The 17,872-nt window shown below is 72.3% G+C and carries 13 protein-coding genes and 4 tRNA genes; 6 read left to right on the top strand and 11 right to left on the bottom strand.

Features of this window, described 5'->3' with window-relative positions; all coding sequences use genetic code 11:
- Nucleotides 1–45 precede the first annotated feature (45 nt).
- Complete coding sequence (locus tag AB5J54_RS21310; RefSeq protein WP_369145493.1) at nt 46–1,356, top strand: DUF1254 domain-containing protein; 1,311 nt, start codon at nt 46–48, stop codon at nt 1,354–1,356.
- A 7-nt stretch (nt 1,357–1,363) separates the two neighbouring features.
- Here the strand turns inward: AB5J54_RS21310 and AB5J54_RS21305 are convergent, their stop codons facing one another.
- Nucleotides 1,364–1,948 (bottom strand): phosphatase PAP2 family protein, encoded by a 585-nt coding sequence (locus AB5J54_RS21305; protein WP_369145492.1) that lies wholly within the window; start codon nt 1,946–1,948, stop codon nt 1,364–1,366.
- 29 nt (nt 1,949–1,977) lie between these two features.
- Nucleotides 1,978–3,246 carry a diacylglycerol kinase family protein gene (locus tag AB5J54_RS21300; protein WP_369149415.1) on the bottom strand — a complete coding sequence of 423 codons (1,269 nt, stop codon included), beginning with the start codon at nt 3,244–3,246 and terminating at the stop codon, nt 1,978–1,980.
- A 334-nt stretch (nt 3,247–3,580) separates the two neighbouring features.
- On the opposite strand from AB5J54_RS21300, the gene AB5J54_RS21295 reads away from it, so the two are divergent.
- Nucleotides 3,581–4,174 (top strand): dihydrofolate reductase family protein, encoded by a 594-nt coding sequence (locus AB5J54_RS21295; protein ID WP_369145489.1) that lies wholly within the window; start codon nt 3,581–3,583, stop codon nt 4,172–4,174.
- A gap of 87 nt (nt 4,175–4,261) precedes the next feature.
- On the opposite strand, the gene AB5J54_RS21290 is transcribed toward AB5J54_RS21295, so the two are convergent.
- The 5 genes from AB5J54_RS21290 to AB5J54_RS21270 all read right to left on the bottom strand — a co-directional run bounded on the left by AB5J54_RS21290 (nt 4,262) and on the right by AB5J54_RS21270 (nt 10,479).
- A tRNA-Lys gene (locus AB5J54_RS21290) sits at nt 4,262–4,334 on the bottom strand.
- Nucleotides 4,335–4,469: 135 nt separating this feature from the next.
- Complete coding sequence (locus AB5J54_RS21285) at nt 4,470–6,674, bottom strand: FG-GAP repeat domain-containing protein (protein ID WP_369145488.1); 2,205 nt, start codon at nt 6,672–6,674, stop codon at nt 4,470–4,472.
- 230 nt (nt 6,675–6,904) lie between these two features.
- Complete coding sequence (locus AB5J54_RS21280) at nt 6,905–9,169, bottom strand: DEAD/DEAH box helicase (RefSeq protein ID WP_369145487.1); 2,265 nt, start codon at nt 9,167–9,169, stop codon at nt 6,905–6,907.
- A 197-nt stretch (nt 9,170–9,366) separates the two neighbouring features.
- Complete coding sequence (locus AB5J54_RS21275) at nt 9,367–10,032, bottom strand: hypothetical protein (protein ID WP_369145486.1); 666 nt, start codon at nt 10,030–10,032, stop codon at nt 9,367–9,369.
- Between the two features lie 96 nt (nt 10,033–10,128).
- Nucleotides 10,129–10,479 carry a metallopeptidase family protein gene (locus tag AB5J54_RS21270; protein WP_369145485.1) on the bottom strand — a complete coding sequence of 117 codons (351 nt, stop codon included), beginning with the start codon at nt 10,477–10,479 and terminating at the stop codon, nt 10,129–10,131.
- Between the two features lie 104 nt (nt 10,480–10,583).
- On the opposite strand from AB5J54_RS21270, the gene AB5J54_RS21265 reads away from it, so the two are divergent.
- The 3 genes from AB5J54_RS21265 (at nt 10,584) to AB5J54_RS21255 (ending at nt 10,866) form a co-directional block, all read left to right on the top strand.
- A tRNA-Glu gene (locus tag AB5J54_RS21265) sits at nt 10,584–10,656 on the top strand.
- Nucleotides 10,657–10,696: 40 nt separating this feature from the next.
- Nucleotides 10,697–10,770 (top strand) — tRNA-Asp (locus AB5J54_RS21260).
- A gap of 22 nt (nt 10,771–10,792) precedes the next feature.
- A tRNA-Phe gene (locus AB5J54_RS21255) sits at nt 10,793–10,866 on the top strand.
- 43 nt (nt 10,867–10,909) lie between these two features.
- Here the strand turns inward: AB5J54_RS21255 and AB5J54_RS21250 are convergent.
- From AB5J54_RS21250 to AB5J54_RS21235, 4 genes are all read right to left on the bottom strand, one after another.
- Complete coding sequence (locus AB5J54_RS21250) at nt 10,910–11,512, bottom strand: RICIN domain-containing protein (RefSeq protein WP_369145484.1); 603 nt, start codon at nt 11,510–11,512, stop codon at nt 10,910–10,912.
- A gap of 227 nt (nt 11,513–11,739) precedes the next feature.
- Complete coding sequence (locus tag AB5J54_RS21245; protein WP_369145483.1) at nt 11,740–12,591, bottom strand: cytochrome c biogenesis CcdA family protein; 852 nt, start codon at nt 12,589–12,591, stop codon at nt 11,740–11,742.
- The gene (locus AB5J54_RS21240) at nt 12,588–13,340 is read right to left on the bottom strand and encodes a DsbA family protein (RefSeq protein WP_369145482.1); all 753 of its coding nucleotides are present in this window, start codon (nt 13,338–13,340) and stop codon (nt 12,588–12,590) included. Before AB5J54_RS21240 ends, AB5J54_RS21245 begins: the two co-directional genes overlap by 4 nt.
- A gap of 56 nt (nt 13,341–13,396) precedes the next feature.
- Nucleotides 13,397–13,747 (bottom strand): hypothetical protein, encoded by a 351-nt coding sequence (locus AB5J54_RS21235; RefSeq protein ID WP_369145481.1) that lies wholly within the window; start codon nt 13,745–13,747, stop codon nt 13,397–13,399.
- Nucleotides 13,748–13,871: 124 nt separating this feature from the next.
- On the opposite strand from AB5J54_RS21235, the gene hrpA reads away from it, so the two are divergent.
- The gene (gene hrpA, locus AB5J54_RS21230; RefSeq protein WP_369145480.1) at nt 13,872–17,852 is read left to right on the top strand and encodes an ATP-dependent RNA helicase HrpA; all 3,981 of its coding nucleotides are present in this window, start codon (nt 13,872–13,874) and stop codon (nt 17,850–17,852) included.
- The last annotated feature ends 20 nt before the right edge of the window (nt 17,853–17,872 follow it).

The raw sequence follows: 17,872 nt of genomic DNA, 5'->3' as shown, positions 1-17,872 counted from the left end.
GAGTTTGTACGGGTTGGTTCCCTCTTGCCCGTAAAGGTGTCCACCGTGCAGCTGACGCCCGAGGAGGCCCGCCGGACGGCGGCCGACGCCTGGATCTGGGGCTGTCCGGTCCTGGACAACTACCGCACGATGTACGCGCAGGCGATCGACGCCCACGACCCCCGGTACGTGGGCGGCTTCGGCCGTTTCCGGCACTACTCGGAGCCGTTCACCCCGGCCGACACGGACGTCGCGACCCCGAACAACGACACCCCGTACTCCGTGGCCTGGCTCGACCTGCGGGCCGAACCGTACGTGATCTCCGTCCCGGCGCTCGACCGCTACTACGTACTGCCGCTGCACGACCTGGACACCGCGTACGTCGGATACATCGGCGCCCGTGCCACGGGACCGGCCGCCGGTGACCACCTGGTCGTCGGCCCCGGCTGGAACGGCACCGCTCCCGAGGGCATCGCGAGCGTCCTGCGCGCCGACACCTTCCTCGTCGGAATCCTCGGCCGCACCTACCTCGCCGGCCCCGAGGACGTACCCGCCCTGCGCGCGATCCAGGAGCGGTACGCGCTCCGCCCCCTCTCCACGTACACGGACACGGCCGCCCCGCACCCCGTCGACGAGCCGGTGTGGCCGGTCTGGCGCGAGGAGGACCTCGGGACGGTCGAGTTCTTCACGCTCCTCGACTTCCTGCTCCAGTTCTTCCCCGTCCTGGACGAGGAGCGCGGGGTGCGCGACCGGCTCGCGGCCCTCGGCGTGTCCGGCACGGGCGCGTTCGAACCGGCCGCGCTCTCCCCCGAGCTCCGGGCCGCCGTCGAACAGGGCATCGCGGACGGCCGGGCCCGCCTGGAGAAGGCCGTGGCGGCCGCCACCGTCTCCACGGACCTCTTCGGCACCCGCGCGGAGCTCGGCGACGACTACATCGGCCGCGCGGTCGCCGCCGACATCGGGCTCTACGGCCTCCCCACCGCCGAAGCCTGGTACGGCGGCTGGTCGGCGGACGACCGCGGCGAACACCCGCCGAACGGGCACGACCACGACCACGTCGCCCACTTCCCGCCCGGGCAGCTGCCCCCGGCCCGCTTCTTCTGGTCGGTCACGCTCTACGGCCTGCCGGACCGGCTGCTCGTCGCCAACGCGATCGACCGGTACGCGATCGGCGACCGCACCCCGGGGCTCGTGTACGACGACGACGGCGGACTCACCCTCCACGTACGGAAGGACCGCCCGGCCGATCCGAAGGAGGCGGCGAACTGGCTGCCCGCCCCCGACGGCCCGTTCAGCCTCGTCGTGCGGCTGTACGGCCCCGATCCCTCGGTCCTCGACGGCAGTTGGCGGCTCCCGCCCCTCGCCGTCGCCGACTGACCCCGGGTCACTTCCCCCTGGCGGCCCACCAGCTCCCGGTCACCGCCAGGGAGACGCCCGCGCTCGCGACGCCGAGGAGGGCACCCGCGGCGACGTCACCCGGGTAGTGGACCCCGGTGTGGACCCGGGAGTAGCCCACGGTCCAGGCCAGGACGGCGAGGGGCAGCGCGGCGGGCGGCAGCACCGAGCCCACGGCGGTGGCGAACGCGACCGCCGACGCGGTGTGCCCGGAGGGGAACGACGCCGAGGCCGGCATGGGCACATGACGGCCCACCACCACCCGGGCCGCCTCCCGGTCCGGCCTCGCCCGGTGCACGAGCCGCTTGCCGAGCAGGTTCGCCGAGGCCGAGGCCACCGCGATCGCCCCGGCCCCGGCGAGCGCGGCCCGCCGCGGCCGGCCCGGCACGAGCGCGAGCGCCGCCGCGATCGTGAACGAGATCTTGGAGTGGTCGGCCGCCGCGGAGAGCCGGCGGAACGCCGTGTCGAGCGTCGGCGTCGGGGTCGCGGCCACGGCCGCGTACACGGCACCGTCCACGGCCCGCATGTCGTGCAGGACCGCCCGGACGGTCCCGGTCCTCGTGTCGTCGGTCATGCGCCGCTCCTAGTCAGGGGTACTGGGGTTCAAGAGGTACGGGTGTCCCACGGGTTCCTTCCCGGGGCGGGCTGCTCGGGAAAGGCCAGCCGGGTGAGCCGCCGCCAGTCCAGCGGCGGCGGAGGCACCGGCGACCCCGGCCGGTCGCGGGGCACGAGGACCCGCAGGGCGCGCGGGCGCAGGGTGCAGACGACGGGCGTCGGCAGCGTCAGGGCCTCGCCGTCCACGGCGACGGAGATGACCGCGCGGGCCCCTGGACCCTGGATGCCCTGGACCTCCACCCTACGGGCCGTCAGGACGTTCAGGCCGGTCGCCTGGGTGCCCAGGACGGCCAGCTCGGCGGCCTGCGCGGCGCCGTCCACGCGGATGCCGATCACCCCGAGCGCGCCGCCGTCGAGACGGGGCCTGCGGGCGGCGACCGCGGCGAACGGATCGGGAGTCGCATACGGGTTGTTGCTGACGAGGAGCGCCTGCTGACCGGCCAGCGGAGTGGAGTCGGCGGTCGCGTCGAGACGGTCGCCCTCACCGCCCTGGAGCAGATCGGGCAGCACGTCGAGCGCGGTGCCCGCCTTGTCGTCGCGGTACTCGGGGCGCTGGACCACGTCCGCGTACACCCCGAAGGAGACGGTGTTGACGAAGGGCCGGCCGGCGACGTCACCGAGGTCGATCCGGAGCTCCTCGCCGTCGCGCAGCGCGTCGAGGCAGCGGGACGGATCGGTGCGGTCGAGGCCAAGGTCCATGGCGAAGTGGTTGCGGGTGCCGGCCGAGACGACCAGGAACGGCAGGTCGTGCTCGGCGGCGACCTCGGCCACGAGGGCCTGCGTGCCGTCGCCGCCCGCCACGCCGAGAAGATCGGCGCCCTCCGCGACGGCCTTCCGGGCGAGCCCGGCGACATCGGCGGGCGCGGCCGGGTCGAGCAGGATCACCTGGGCCCCGAGCGCCTCCGCCCGCGCGACGAGCCCGAACCGCTCGACCTTCCCGCCGCCGGACTTCGGGTTCATGATCAGCACGGGCCGGCGGGGCGGGGGAACGGACTCGCCCCGCATCAGCGCCTCCCGCTCGTCCTCCGGACGGCGCAGCGCCGCCCGCGCGCAGGACAGCGCCACGCCCCACAGGCCCAGGGCCACGAGGGCGTTCACCCAGACGCCCCCGGCGACGTACAGGCCGAGCGTGACGAGGGGCGCGGCCACCGCGAGCAGCGCCCCGAACACCCGGACCGGCCCGCGGTGCGCGAGGAACCACCAGACGCCCGCGGCCGTCGCGGCGAACCCCACGATCCCGCTCAGCAGGATCAGCATCCCGCTGCCGAGCGCGGTGAGCAGGGCCACCACCGCGCCGCCCGTCGCGAACAGCGCCCAACGGGCCAGCTCCTGGGCCTCCCCCGCCGGATCACCGGAACGTCTCGCCGCCACCGACCCCACCTCCACACTCCGCGTCCACGTTTCCCCACGTTGCCCGGCGCCGCCCCCGTACGGAGCCGTTCGGACGAACGGAGTTCCGAGGAGGAGGACCGGAAAACCCGCCGGAAAGTTCTCAGGAAAGTCCTCCGTGTACCGATGACTTCCCGGCACCGGGCCCGTCTAGATTCCCGTACGGCACCACAAGAAGCCACGGACGAACAGGACCGACCCCATGCGCATCGTGATCAGCGAGTTCATCAGCCTCGACGGCGTCGTCCAGGCCCCGGGCGGTCCCGAGGAGGACACCGACGGCGGTTTCGCCCACGGCGGCTGGACGCACCCCTTCTTCGACCCGGAGGTCGTGGGCGGCGCGTTCGCCGAGGCGACCGAGCGGGCCGAGGCCCTGCTCTTCGGCCGCCGCACCTGGCAGACCATGGCCGCGGCCTGGCCGGAGCGGGCCGGCGACCCCTTCGCCGACCGGATGAACGCGCTCCCGAAGTACGTCGTCTCCGGCACCCTCGCCGAGGCCGGCCTCGGCTGGAACACCACGCTCATCCCCGCCGACAAGGCCCTGTCCCGCCTCCGCGAACTCCACGACACCCCCGGCGGAGACCTCCTCGTCATGGGCAGCCCCAGCCTCGCCCGCACCCTCCTGGCCGAGGACCTCGCCGACGAACTCCGCCTGATGGTCATGCCGGTGCTCCTCGGCGGCGGAAAGTCGATCTTCCCGTCCGACGGCGCCCTCCGCACCCTCGAACTGGCCTCCACGGTCACCAGCCCCCAGGGCGTCAACGTCTGCACGTACCGCCGCCCGGAAACCCACTGACCCCACCACACAGGAGCGCCCCGACCGTAAGAAACCGGTCGGGGCGCTCCGTAGCAGGTCAGAGGGTTTCCCCTCGCCCGCCTCGCGTAGGCCGTGTGGGACTCGAACCCACAACCAATGGATTAAAAGTCCACTGCTCTGCCAATTGAGCTAACGGCCCGTGGACAAACACACCTGTGCAGCATAGCCCGAGAGGGCCCCGGAACCGATCGGGTATCCGACACCGGCCGCGCCGCGGGCCCGGCCGTCGTGGCCGGGCCCGCGGAGGGGCCGGAGGGATCGGAAGGGCCGGACGTCAGGACAGCGTCTTGTACATCTGCCAGCCGCCGCCGATCTGCACGCGGCCGGCGAAGGCGCCCGTACCGGTGCCCGCGTAGCGCCACAGCACGCCCGCCGTGTCCCGGGCCACCAGGTCGGCCTTGCCGTCGCCGGTGAAGTCGCCGACGGCCGCGAGCGAGTTGTAGGCCTGCCAGCCGGCGCCGATCTTCACCCGGGCGCCCAGCGCGCCCGTACCGGTGCCGTAGTAGCGCCACAGCACGCCGGCCGTGTCCCGGGCCAGCAGGTCGCCGTTCTTGTCGCCGTTCAGGTCGCCGACGCCGACGAGCGTGTTGTACGCCTGCCAGCCGGCGCCGATCCTCACGCGCGGCTTGAACGCGCCCGCGCCGTTGTCGGCGTACAGCCACAGCTCACCCGCCGGGGTGCGGGCGAGGAGGTCCGTCCGGCCGTCGCCCGTGAGGTCGCCGGGCGCGGTCAGGCTGTCGTAGATCTGCCAGCCGCCGCCGAGCGTCCGCTTCGGCCCGCCCGGCGCGAACGCCTTGCCGCAGCCGCCGTCGTACCGGGTCAGCATGCCCGCGGCGTCCTTCACGAGGAGGTCGTTGCAGTGGTCGCCGGAGAGGTCCCCGAAGGGGACGACCGTCGACGTGGCCGGCCAGCCCGCCGCCGAGGTCCCGGTGCCGAGACCGCCGGTGCCCGTGCCGGTCCGCACGGTCAGCGTCCCGGCGGACGTGAGCCCGACCAGGTCGCCCTTGCCGTCACCGCTGACGTCCCGCCAGGCGGGCAGCGGCCGGGGGGCGGTGGTCGCGGTGCGCAGCTGGTTGGTGAAGTCGCCGGTGGACTGCTCCCACACGGCGACGGGCCGGTCGGCCGCGTCGACGGTGACCAGGCCCAGGGCGTACCCCGTGGTGTTGGTGGAGAGCGGCGTCGGGGTCGCGGACCAGACGCCGTCGATCCGCGAGGAGGTCATCAGCTTGCGGGCGGTGTCCCCCTGCGTCCAGACGGCGTGGAAGCTGCCGTCGGGGCCTGCCGTCAGGTCGAACTGGTCGTCGGGGACGTAGCCGGTGGAGATCGTCTTCAGCGCGGACCAGGTTCCGGAGGCGGACCGCGTGGTCGTCCGTGCGGTGAACCCGGTGCCCTCGTCGTAGGCGACGCCGAGCAGGGTGACGTCACCCTGCGGGTTGATGGCGACCTTGCGCCAGCCACCGGTCCGGAAGCCGTTGGCGGGCTCCTCCGCACCCCAGGTGAGGCTGCCGGCCGGACGAACGGCGAGCACCTGCGTGCTCGACTCGGACGACGGGTCCTCCGTCGTGCGCCAGGCCACCGCCGCGTGGCCGCCGCGCCCGATGGCCAGGGTAGGGCCGGTGGGGTAGGTGCCGGGCTTGGAGACGGTGACCGGCTTCGACCACGTGCCGTTCGCCGCCCGGTCGGTGACCTTGACCTCGCCGGTCCTGGCGTTGCCCTGGACGAAGGCGACGGTGGCCGTGCCCTGCGCCGAGTAGACGAGCTGCGGCGGGCCGTTGAGCCCCCCGTCCGCGAGGGGCTCGTCGAGGCGGACCGGCTCGGACCAGGCCGCGTCCGGCGTGGCGCGGACCGAGGAGTACACCCCGGCCCCTCCCGCCGAGAAGCCCTGCCAGACGGCGACGAGTTCGCCCGAGGGCGAGCCGGCCAGCTGCCCGCTGTGCACCCAGCCCGGGTCGGTCATGATGTCCGACGTCTCCGACCACGTGGTGGCGCCGGCCGCGAGGGTGGCCATCCGGAACACCCCGCCGGGCTTCTCGTTCCCCGGTCCGCCGTCGTTGGGGTACTCCATCCAGGACGCCGTGACCGATCCGTCGTCGGAGACGGTGAGGCCGGCGTCGGAGCGCTGGGTGGGCAGCGTGCGCAGGACGTGCGCCTCGCCCCAGGCGGAGCTCGCCGCCGGACGTACCGAGACGACGAGCTCGGGCTTGCTGTGATCCGCGGCCGTCCGGTGCCAGAGGGCGACGACCGCCCCGTTCTTGGCCGTCTTGACGTCCCTGATGCTGTTGAGGGCCGTGCCGTCCGACAGCGGAACGGACGCCGCCCACGGGTCGAGGGCCACCGGCGCGGCGGCGTTGATCCCGGCCGGCGCGGCGAAGGCGCTCGGCGCGGCGGTCGCCGCGACCCCGAGGCCGACGACGGGTATGAGCGTGGCGCCGAGGACGCGGCGAAGAGTGGCCCTGCGGGGCCGAGCGTGCTGGTTCACGTCGTCTCCATGCATACGAGTGGGTGCACGGAGGAGACGCGGCACCCCCCAGTGCCGCGGTCGGCGACGCGCGATGGCGTGCCCCGGACTTGCGAACCCCCCGTGCAAGTAGCGCGAGCGTAACAGCGGCCCCACGGACGGCGGAAGCGAATTCCGAACCCGTTCAAAACGAGCGGGGCCCGTACGACACCGAGGTGTCGTACGGGCCCCGCTCAGGGTTCTACGCGAGATCAGCCGTTGCGCTTCCAGCGCGGCTTGTCGTCGCGGCGGCCGAAGGAGCCACCGGTCGAACCGGTGCTGCCTCGGTGGTCGTCACGACGGCCGTACGGGCGGTCGCCGCCCGAGCGGAAGCCGCCGGCGGGGCGGTCGTCGCGACGGTCGCGGTTGAACGGACGGTCGCTGCCGCGGTGGCCGCCGGAGGGGCGGTCGTCACGGCGCTCGAAGGAACGGCCGCCGCGGTCGTCACGGTTGAAGCCACCCGACGGACGGTCATCGCGACGGAAGCCACCCGACGGACGGTCGTCACGGCGGAAACCACCGGACGGACGGTCGTTGTCGCGACGCTCGAAGGAACGGCCACCACGGTCGTCACGGTTGAAGCCACCCGACGGACGGTCATCGCGACGGAAGCCACCCGACGGACGGTCGTCACGGCGGAAACCACCGGACGGACGGTCGTTGTCGCGACGCTCGAAGGAACGGCCACCACGGTCGTCACGGTTGAAGCCACCCGACGGACGGTCGTCACGGCGGAAGCCACCCGACGGACGGTCGTTGTCGCGACGGAAGCCGCCACGGTCGTTGTCCCGGCGGAAGCCGCCGCGGTCGCCACCGCGGTCGTCACGGTTGAAGCCACCCCGGTCACCGCGGTCGCGGCGCTCGAAGTTGCCCCGCTCGTCGCGGTAGGTCGAACGCTCCTCGCGGCGCTCCTCGGCCTTCGCGGCGCGCTCGGCCTCGACGGCCGCGGCGGCGACCTCGGCCTCGGCGGCCTCGGTCACCTCGGCGACGGCCGCCTCCGGGTCCTCGCCGCGCTCGCGGGCGGCGCGGGCCACCAGGCGGTCGGCCTCCTCGCGGAGCTCGACGGCGCGGCGCTGCAGGCGCTCCAGCTGCTTGGTGAGGTCGACGACCTCGCGCTCGGCCTGCTTGGCCGAGTTGTTCGCGGAGTCGGCCTGGACCTCGGTCAGCGAACGGGCGCCGGTGATCTCGGCGACCTCCGGGTCGAAGGCGCCGGCGCCGCCGACGATGTGGCGCGAGGCGTCGACGCCCGCGTCCTCCATCAGGCGGAAGATCTGACGGCGCTGGTGCGGCAGGGCCAGGGAGACCACGACACCGGAGCGGCCGGCGCGGGCGGTGCGGCCCGAGCGGTGCAGGTAGTCCTTGTGGTCGCCGGCCGGGTCCACGTTCAGGACCAGGTCGATGCCGTCGACGTGGATGCCTCGGGCGGCGACGTCGGTCGCGACGAGCGCGTTGACGTAGCCGTCCTTGAAGTCGGCCAGGGTGCGCGTACGGGCGCCCTGGGTCATGCCGCCGTGCAGGGCGTCGGCCTTCACACCGGCGTCGCGGAGCTGCTCGGCGATGCGGTCGGCGCCCAGCTGGGTGCGGACGAAGATGATCGTGCGGCCCTTGCGGGCGGCGATGGCGGCGGTGACCGGGGCCTTGTCCTTCGGCTTCACGACGAGGACGTGGTGGGTCATGGTGGTGACGGCACCGGCGGACGGGTCGACCTCGTGCGTGATCGGGTCGACGAGGTAGCGCTTCACGAGCGTGTCGATCTCGTTCTCCAGCGTGGCGGAGAAGAGGAGACGCTGACCACCGGTCGGGACCTGGTCGAGCAGCTCGGTGACCTCGGGCAGGAAGCCCAGGTCGGCCATCTGGTCGGCCTCGTCGAGGACGGCGACCTGGACCTGCTCCAGGGAGCAGGCGCCGCGGTTGATGATGTCGCGGAGGCGGCCCGGGGTGGCGACGAGGATGTCGACGCCGCGCTCCAGGGCGTAGATCTGGTTGCCCATGGACGTACCGCCGCAGACGACCTTCATCTTGAGGCCGAGCACGTCGCCGTAGGGCTGGAGGGCGTCCGCGACCTGCATCGCGAGCTCACGGGTCGGGGTGAGGATGACGCCGCGGGGCTTCTTCTTCTCGGTGTGGCCGTCCGCCAGGGTGGCGAGCAGCGGCAGACCGAAGGAGAGGGTCTTGCCGGAGCCGGTGCGGCCGCGGCCGAGGATGTCCTTGCCGGCCAGGGCGTCCGGGATGGTCGCCGCCTGGATCGGGAAGGGGGTGGTGACGCCGTTCTGCGCGAGCTTGCGCACGACGCCCTCGGGCAGACCGAGGTCGCCGAAGGTGATGGTGGGCTCGTCGGAGACGGTCTCCTCGACGACCGCCTCTGCGGTGTCGTCGGCCTCGATCTCGACGATCTCGACGATCTCGGTGGCCTCTACGGCCTCGACGATCTCGTTGTTCTCGGGCATGACGGCGTGGTCAGAACTGAAAATGGACATGCGAAATGCGAAACCTTCCGGAGTCTCGGCACGCGCCCGTCAACTCCGTGATTTCGCAAACGACCGCCTCAATGCGGTCAGCCACGGCTAGGGAGAGTACGCGCCACGCGGCGCTCTTCTGTGTCGGCGCCGGGCAATAGGATCAAGCGATCTACCACCATACGGACTCTCCCCCGCCTATAGCAAATCGGACTACGTCACACCGGCTCGGCCTGCGGTGATGCCGCCGGCTCCGGGGGCGCTCCCGGCCCGTCCGCCGCCCGCATCGCGCCCATCTGGGTGTCGGTGCCGGACGGCGGCGGATCGGTGGGGTTCGAGGTCGGTTCCGGCGTCGGCTCGGGCGTCGGGTTCACGGTCGGCTCGGGCGTCGGCTCCGGGCTCGGCTGGGTCGGCTGCGGTGTGGGGGTGGACCCGCCGTCCGGGCCCCCGGCGCCGCCGTTCCCTCCGCCGCCACTGCCGCCGCCGTTCGCATCGCCGCCGCCCGGGCCGGCGCCCGGGTCCTCGTGGCCGCCGCCCGCGGGGTGCGTCTTCGACGGCCCGCCCGGGCCCTCCACCGGCAGGACGGCGCCGGGCGAGGGCTTCGCCGTGCCCGACGGCGAGCCGCTCGGGACCGGGGACTCCTTGCCCGCGCCGGCCGGGGCGGGGCCGCCCTTCTCCGGCCGGCCGTTCCACGAGCCGCCGTCCCGGCCCCGGTCTCCGCCGCCGCCGTCGGCCTCGGCCGCCACGCCCTGCTTCCCCCCGGACGCGCCGGGCGCCGGCTTCGCCCCCTCGTCGCTCACACTCATACAGCCGCTCAGACCGGCACAGGCCGCGACGGCCATCGCGGTGGCGGCCCATCTCACCGGGGTGGGCAAATGGCGCACGGGGGCACCTCCAGGACACAACAGGCAGGAACGGAACGCGTCTCCCTGCCCAACTCCCCGGGCCCCACAAGGGACACGCGCGAAGAGGCCCGAGCCTCAGCCGTAGCCGAGCGCGTGCAGCCGCTCGTCGTCGATGCCGAAGTGGTGGGCGATCTCGTGCACGACGGTGATCTCGGTCTCCGCGACCACGTCCTCGCGCGACTCGCACATCCGCAGCGTCGGCCCCCGGTAGATCGTGATCCGGTCGGGCAGCACCCCGGCGTACCACTCACCGCGCTCGGTCAGCGGAGTCCCCTCGTAGAGCCCGAGCAGCTCGGGATCGTCCGCGGAGGGCTCGTCCTCCACGAACACGGCGACGTTGTCCATCAGCCGTGTCAGCTCCGGCGGGATCCGGTCCAGGGCCTCGGCGACAAGCTCCTCGAACTCCTCGCGCGTCATCTCCAGCACGGGCCCATTCTCCCCCCGCCGGAAACCGTTTTGGCGATAGCGGCCGGCATCCCATATGCTTCTCACGTCCCCGACGCACTGAGAAGTGCGCAGGTGAGCCTCTAGCCCTCATCGTCTAGTGGCCCAGGACGCCGCCCTTTCAAGGCGGTAGCACGGGTTCGAATCCCGTTGGGGGCACGCATGACCGTGTGCGACACTAGTGATCGCGCACAAGCTTGGCTCTGTGGAGCAGTTGGTTAGCTCGCCACCCTGTCAAGGTGGAGGTCGCGGGTTCAAGTCCCGTCAGAGTCGCTGAAGCTGGAAACAGCTTCGTGGCTGGGTAGCTCAGTTGGTACGAGCGATCGCCTGAAAAGCGATAGGTCGCCGGTTCGACCCCGGCCCCAGCCACAGAGAGAAGGCCCCGTTCGAAAGAACGGGGCCTTCTTCGTTCCTATTGCGGCGCGCGCAGGAACTGCCACTGCTGGTTGATGGCGGGCTCACCGCCCGGCGGAGTGGCCTGCACGATCTTGGCGCCGTGCTGAAGGCTGTCCCAGGCGACGTCGAGCACCATCCCGGTGTGGTCGACGACGATCCCGACGCTGTTCCCGGTCCGGGGCACCTGGCCGATGGAGCTGTCCACGAGCGGGGCCCGCCCCGGCGGCTGCACGAACCACCACACCTGGTTGCTTCCGCCGTTGCAGGTCGACTGCACCACCGGGGCGCCGTGCTGCCGACTGCCCCAGGCGACGTCCAGGCACATCCCGGAGTGCCGGACCTGGATCTTGTACTTGCTGTCGCCCTGGGGCAGGAGACGCCACTGCTGGTTGTGGCCGGACCCGCACGTGGCCTGCACGACGGCGGCGGCATGGCTGAAGCTGAAGTTGGCGACGTCCAGGCACATGCCGGAGTGCTTGGCCCTGATCTGGTACCAGCCGGTGCCGACCGGGGCCTGGGGCGCGGACATCGCGGGGGCTTGGACGAGGGACAGGGCACCGGCGGCCGCGAACGCAAGGCACACGGCGGCTCTCGACGCCCTTCGCACGGTGGGAGACATGGCTTCACCTTCGAGCGGGGCGCGCGGGACCCCCACCCGTGGGGGCACGAAGGCCGACGCGCACCACGGCGTGAAAGAGGAGGGAGACCGGGTCGGAGACTCACGACGACCGGTTACTCCCAGGCTAGGCCTCACCCCTCCCGGTCGCGACCGGGCGAAACCTCCTCCTGCGACCCGCCGGTGGCACGGGAAGCGGAGCGCCTCGGCTCCCGTACCACCGGCGCGTCTCAGTGCTCCCCCGGCGCCCCCGCGCGCCCCCGGTTCCCGCGCCGCCCGCCGCGGACCGCGAGGACGGCCACCACGACCGCGACCACGGCCACGAGCAGCGCCCAGTCCGGGACCGCGCGGCCCCAGACGGCCACGCGCCGCTCGACCGCGAAGGAGTCGTCGACCGACAGCAGGCCCGGCAGCGCGGTCGTCCCGTCGAAGACGAGGAACAGGGTGCCGAGGGCGATGAAGAAGAGGCCCGAGAGCAGCGAGGTGGAGTGGACCTCGAAGCGGCCGATACGGAGCGGGCGGCCCCGCAGCCAGCGCCGCCGGCCCAGGTCGTACCGGTCCCAGAGCAGCGCCAGGACGAACAGCGGGACGGCCATGCCGAGCGCGTACACGGCGAGGAGCAGTCCGCCGTACGCCGGGCTGCCGCTCAGCGCCGCCACCGTCAGGACGCTGCCGAGGATCGGGCCGGCGCAGAAGCCCGCGAGACCGTAGACCAGGCCGAGGGCGTAGACGGAGAGCGCCGAGGTGGGGCGGATGCGGCCGCTCGCCTCGGCGATCCGGCGGGAGGTGAATCCCAGGCCGAGGATCTGGAGGACGCCGAGCCCGATGATCAGCCAGCCCCCGGCGGTGACGAGCAGGTCCCGGTGGCCGTAGAAGAACCGGCCCGCGAGGGAGCCGGCGGCGCCGAGCGGGACGAGGGTGGTCGCCAGACCCGCGTAGAGGATGCCGGTCCTGGCCACGAGCTTCGCGCGCGTGTCGATCGAATACGCGAAGAAGGCGGGCAGGAGCAGGGCGCTGCACGGGCTGAGCAGGGCGAGGAGGCCGCCGAGGAACGCGGCGAAGTATCCGATGCCGGAGGTCACCGGGCGGCCTTCTTCGGAGCGGCCTTCGCCGCCGCCTCGATGGCCTCGGTGAAGGTCTCCAGGGGCTGGGCGCCGGCGATCGGGCGGCCGTTGATCAGGAAGGACGGGGTGGAGGTGGCGCCGAGCGCGTACCCCTGCTCCTGGTCCCTGCTCACGGCCTCGCGGGCGGCCGTCCCGTCGCTGTCCCGCGCGAACCGGGCCGCGTCGGGGACGCCGGCCTCCTTGGCGAGGGCGGCGATGCGGTCCTTGCCGAAGCCCTTCTCCTTGGCCCCCTCGGCGTAGGCCGCCTTGTGGAACTCCCAGAACCGGCCCTGCTGCCCGGCCGCCCAGGAGGCGCGGGCGATGCTCTCCGACTCCTCGCCGAAGATCGGGAAGTTCCGCCACTCGATGCGCAGGGTGCCGTTCTCGACGTACTTCTTCATGAGCGCGGGCTCGGTGTCGCGGGCGAACTTCCCGCAGTAGCCGCACTTGAAGTCGGCGTACTCGATGAGCACGACGGGCGCGTCGGCGCGGCCGAGGGCGAGCTTGTCGGAGGGGTCGCGGCGGGCGTACGCCTCCAGTTCGGCGTAGACGCCGGCGGAGGGGTCGGCGGAGACCTCGGCGACGGACGAGGAGCCGGCGGCGCCCGGCGACGTGGGCTTGGTGGCGGTGTACGAGACGACGCCGAGCAGCACGGCGGCGGCCGCCACCCCGGAGACGACGGCGATGGACCTGGGCTTGGACGTGCTCGTGGACGTGCTCTTGGACATGCGGAAGCGCTCCTGGAGGAGTGGGACGGGAAGGACGGCGGAGGCGAGCCGTCCGTCTACACCCTCAGGACCTTCAGCTCCACGGGAGAAAGGGGTACGCGCGCGGGTGGCTCCCGGCCCGGCGACGCGGCGGGGCAGCCCGGGTCCGGCTGCCGGAGGCCGGGCGCCACCCGGTCGGCGGCCAGGGCCGGCAGCAGCTCGGCGAAGCCGTGTGCGCGCGGGGGTACGACGGGACCCGAGGCCCCTTCGTCGGCGGGGTGGCCGGGGTCGCAGCCGGGCACGGCGGCGCCCATGACGACGGGGGCCGGCCCCGGAGCCGTACCCGAGGAGGCGCCGCAGACCAGGAGCCCGAGCACCAGACCCAGCAAGGCGGCGAACGCCGCCGTCGCGCGGGTGGTGCAGAACATGCGAAACCTCTCCGGTCCGGTCGGCGTGCCCGAAATAGTACGCACCCCGCGCGCGTGGCCCCCGGGAAGCCGCTCGTAAATCGGTTCGCCGCTTCTCGTCCGCAGGTGCGATCCTGGATCCCGTATGTCTACTTCCTTCGCCGCCCTCCAGTCCGTCCTGGCCGAGGTCTCGCTGCGGGACTCCCACCGGCTCGGCCGCCGTCTCGAAGGCGCCCGCCGCATCCGCAAGCCCGAGGCCCGCGCGGCCGTCCTGGACGAGATCGCCGCCGAGGCGGCCAAGGCCAAGGAGCGCGTCGACGGGCGCGCCTCCCGTGTGCCCGCGGTCACGTACCCCGAGCAGCTGCCCGTCTCGCAGAAGAAGGACGAGATCCTGGAGGCGATACGCGACCACCAGGTCGTCATCGTCGCCGGTGAGACGGGTTCCGGAAAGACCACCCAGATCCCGAAGATCTGTCTGGAGCTGGGCCGGGGCGTCCGGGGCATGATCGGGCACACCCAGCCCCGCCGGATCGCCGCCCGCACGGTCGCCGAGCGCGTCGCCGAGGAGCTGAGGACCCCGCTGGGCGAGGCCGTCGGCTGGAAGGTCCGCTTCACCGACCAGGTGAACCCCGACGCGACCTTCGTGAAGCTGATGACGGACGGCATCCTGCTCGCCGAGATCCAGACGGACCGCGAGCTGCGCGCGTACGACACGATCATCATCGACGAGGCCCACGAGCGGTCCCTCAACATCGACTTCCTGCTCGGCTATCTGGCCCAGCTGCTGCCGAAGCGCCCCGACCTGAAGGTCGTGATCACCTCCGCGACGATCGACCCGGAGCGCTTCTCCCGCCACTTCGGCGACGCCCCGATCGTCGAGGTCAGCGGGCGTACGTATCCGGTCGAGGTCCGCTACCGCCCGCTCCTCGAAGAGGACAGCGAGGAGTCGGACCGGGACCAGATCACCGCGATCTGCGACGCCGTCGACGAGCTCCAGAAGGAGGGGCCGGGCGACGTCCTGGTCTTCCTCTCCGGCGAGCGCGAGATCCGCGACACGGCGGACGCGCTGATCAAGAAGAAGCTCTTCAACACCGAGATCCTGCCGCTCTACGCCCGGCTGTCGCACGCCGAGCAGCACCGGGTCTTCCAGGCGCACTCCGGCCGCCGGATCGTCCTCGCGACGAACGTCGCCGAGACCTCCCTGACCGTCCCCGGCATCAAGTACGTGATCGATCCGGGCACCGCCCGCATCTCGCGCTACTCGCACCGGACCAAGGTGCAGCGCCTCCCGATCGAGCCGGTCAGCCAGGCCAGCGCCAACCAGCGCAAGGGCCGCTGCGGCCGTACCAGCGACGGCATCTGCATCCGCCTGTACTCCGAGGACGACTTCCTCACCCGCCCCGAGTTCACGGACGCGGAGATCCTCCGTACGAACCTGGCCTCCGTCATCCTCCAGATGACCGCGGCCGGCCTCGGCGACATCGAGAAGTTCCCCTTCATCGACCCGCCGGACCACCGGAACATCCGGGACGGCGTCCAGCTCCTCCAGGAGCTCGGCGCGATCGACCCGACGGAGAAGGACCCGAAGAAGCGGCTGACGCAGCAGGGCCGGAAGCTCTCCCAGCTGCCCGTGGACCCCCGGCTCGCCCGGATGGTCCTGGAGGCCGACAAGAACGGCTGCGTCCGCGAGGTCATGGTGATCGCGGCGGCGCTGTCCATCCAGGACCCGCGCGAGCGGCCCTCGGAGAAGCAGGCGCAGGCCGACCAGCAGCACGCCCGGTTCAAGGACGAGACGAGCGACTTCCTCGCCTTCCTCAACCTGTGGCGGTACGTCCGCGAGCAGCAGAAGGAGCGCGGATCCAGCTCCTTCCGCCGGATGTGCAAGCAGGAGTACCTGAACTTCCTGCGCATCCGCGAGTGGCAGGACATCTACGCCCAGCTGCGGACGGTCGCGAAGCAGATGGGGATCCACCTCAACGAGGAGGACGCGCCGGAGCAGTCCGTGCACGTCTCCCTGCTCTCCGGCCTGCTCTCCCACGTCGGTCTGAAGGACGTGAAGGAGTCCAAGGAGAGCCAGGGCCAGAAGCGCGAGGGCACCCGGAACGAGTACCTGGGCGCGCGGAACGCCAAGTTCGCGATCTTCCCCGGCTCCGCGCTCTTCAAGAAGCCCCCGCGGTTCGTCATGTCCGCCGAGCTGGTGGAGACCTCGCGGCTCTGGGCCCGGGTCAACGCCCGGATCGAGCCCGAGTGGATCGAGCCGCTCGCGCAGCACCTGGTGAAGAAGACGTACAGCGAGCCGCACTGGGAGAAGGACCAGGCGGCCGTGATGGCCTTCGAGAAGGTGACGCTGTACGGCGTCCCGATCGTCGCCGACCGCAAGGTGAACTACGGGCGGATCGACCCCGAGGTCTCCCGGGACCTGTTCATCCGGAACGCGCTCGTCGAGGGCGACTGGCGCACCCACCACAAGTTCTTCGCGGACAACCGCAAGCTCCTCACCGAGGTCGAGGAGCTCGAACACCGCGCCAGGCGCCGGGACATCCTCGTCGACGACGAGACCCTCTTCGACTTCTACGACAAGCGCGTCCCCGAGCACGTCGTCTCCGGAGCGCACTTCGACTCCTGGTGGAAGCACAAGCGCCACGAGGAGCCGGAGTTCCTCGACTTCGAGCGCGAGATGCTCATCAACGAGAAGGCCGGGGCCGTCACCAAGGACGACTACCCGGACTCGTGGCGCCAGGGCGCGCTGAAGTTCCGGGTGACGTACCAGTTCGAGCCGGGCGCGGACGCGGACGGCGTGACCGTCCACGTACCGCTCCAGGTGCTGAACCAGGTGACGGACGACGGCTTCGAGTGGCAGATCCCTGGCCTGCGCGCGGAGGTCGTCACCGAGCTGATCCGCTCCCTGCCGAAGCCGATCCGCCGCCACTACGTGCCCGCGCCGAACTTCGCGACCCGCTTCCTGGACACCGTCGTGCCCGTCCAGGAGCCGCTGACGGGCGCGCTCGCCCGGGAGCTCCAGCGGATGGTCGGCGTCCCGGTCACGGCCGAGGACTTCGACTGGGCGAAGGTCCCCGAGCACCTCAAGGTGACCTTCCGGATCGTCGACGAGCGGCGCCGGAAGCTCGCCGAGGACAAGGACCTGGAGACGCTGCGCCTGAAGCTGCGCCCCAAGGCCCGTCAGGCGCTCTCCAAGGCCGCCGCGGCGGCGACGGGCGGCCCGGACGGCTCCGGCCCCTCCCTGGAGCGCACGGGCCTGAAGGACTGGACGATCGGGACGCTCACGAAGGTCTTCGAGACCAAGCGGGGCGGCCAGCCGGTGAAGGCGTACCCGGCGCTGGTCGACGAGGAGGGGCCGGCGGCAGGCACAGTCGCCGTGCGGCTCTTCGACTCGGAGGCCGAGCAGGCGCAGGCGATGTGGCGGGGCACCCGGAAGCTGATCATGCTGAACATCCCGGTGAACCCGGCGAAGTTCGCCTCGGACAAGCTGACCAACCAGCAGAAGCTGGCCCTGTCGTCGAACCCCCACGGCTCGATCCAGGCCCTCTTCGACGACTGCGCCACCGCCGCCGCCGACCGGCTGATCGCGGACCACGGCGGCCCGGCCTGGGACGAGGAGTCCTTCCGGAAGCTGTACGACAAGGTCCGCGCGGACCTCGTCGACACGACGGTGCGGACGGTGGGCCAGGTCCAGCAGATCCTGGCGGCCTGGCAGGCGTGCGAGCGCCGGCTGAAGTCGACGAACAGCCTGGCCCTGATCAACAACCTCACCGACGTGCGCACGCAGCTCGCCTGGCTCATGCCGGCCGGCTTCGTCACCCGTACGGGCCTGAAGCGGCTCCCGGACCTGATGCGCTACCTGGTGGCGGTGGACCGGCGGCTCCAGCAGATGCCCACCGGGGTCCAGCGGGACACCACCCGGATGGAGAAGGTCCAGGAGATGCAGGACGAGTACGCCTGGCTCCTGGAGCAGCTTCCGAAGGGCCGCCCGGTGCCGTCCGAGGTCACCGACATCCGCTGGATGATCGAGGAGCTGCGGGTGAGCTACTTCGCGCACGCGCTGGGCACGGCGTATCCGATCTCGGACAAGCGGATCGTGAAGGCGATCGACGCCGCGGCCCCGTAGCGGGCGGGTTCGACCGCACC

It is taken from the genome of Streptomyces sp. R44 (assembly GCF_041053105.1).
Classification (GTDB): Bacteria; Actinomycetota; Actinomycetes; order Streptomycetales; family Streptomycetaceae; genus Streptomyces.
This window is presented reverse-complemented; position numbering and strand designations above follow the sequence as displayed.